Raw genomic sequence first — 647 nt, forward strand, 5'->3', positions numbered from 1 at the left:
TTGCCGACTCCCCAAAGCTTATCGCAGGCTACCACGTCTTTCATCGCCTCTGACTGCCAAGGCATCCACCGTATGCGCTTCTTCACTTGACCATATAACCCCAAGCAATCTGGTTATACTGTGAAGACGACATTCGCCGAAAATTCGTACGTTGCGCTTGCGCGCAGAACTCACAAATTTTACCTTAGCCTGATCCACCAGCAGTGAAACTGGTGTTCAGTCTATATCTATCACATATCCGAATTTTTAAAGAACGATCTGACAAAAGTCAGAAATCAACATTCGAACTGAATGTTCATTTCTAATTTCTGATCATGTGCAACATCTACCGCAGAAAGTGGTGGAGCCAAGCGGGATCGAACCGCTGACCTCCTGCGTGCAAGGCAGGCGCTCTCCCAGCTGAGCTATGGCCCCGTATTCTACGCCCGAACCATGCAATGGTAGGTCTGGGCAGATTTGAACTGCCGACCTCACCCTTATCAGGGGTGCGCTCTAACCAACTGAGCTACAGACCTATAACAGGGTTGCGTTACAGCATCGTCTTTTACAATGAATCAAGCAATTCGTGTGGGAGCTCATCAGCAGGCTGATGTCGTCGATTAAGGAGGTGATCCAGCCGCAGGTTCCCCTACGGCTACCTTGTTACG

General features: G+C 49.5%; 2 tRNA genes and 1 rRNA gene. All 3 read right to left on the minus strand.

Annotated elements, in window-relative coordinates:
* Positions 1-92 (minus strand): 23S ribosomal RNA (locus tag ACNFBR_RS29240); the annotation flags it as partial.
* A 246-nt stretch (positions 93-338) separates the two neighbouring features.
* Positions 339-414, minus strand: a tRNA-Ala gene (locus ACNFBR_RS29245).
* A gap of 24 nt (positions 415-438) precedes the next feature.
* A tRNA-Ile gene (locus ACNFBR_RS29250) sits at positions 439-515 on the minus strand.
* Between the last annotated feature and the right edge of the window lie 132 nt (positions 516-647).

Origin of the sequence: Pseudomonas sp. NY11955, from assembly GCF_048068035.1 — a bacterium.
Taxonomy (GTDB): domain Bacteria; phylum Pseudomonadota; class Gammaproteobacteria; order Pseudomonadales; family Pseudomonadaceae; genus Aquipseudomonas.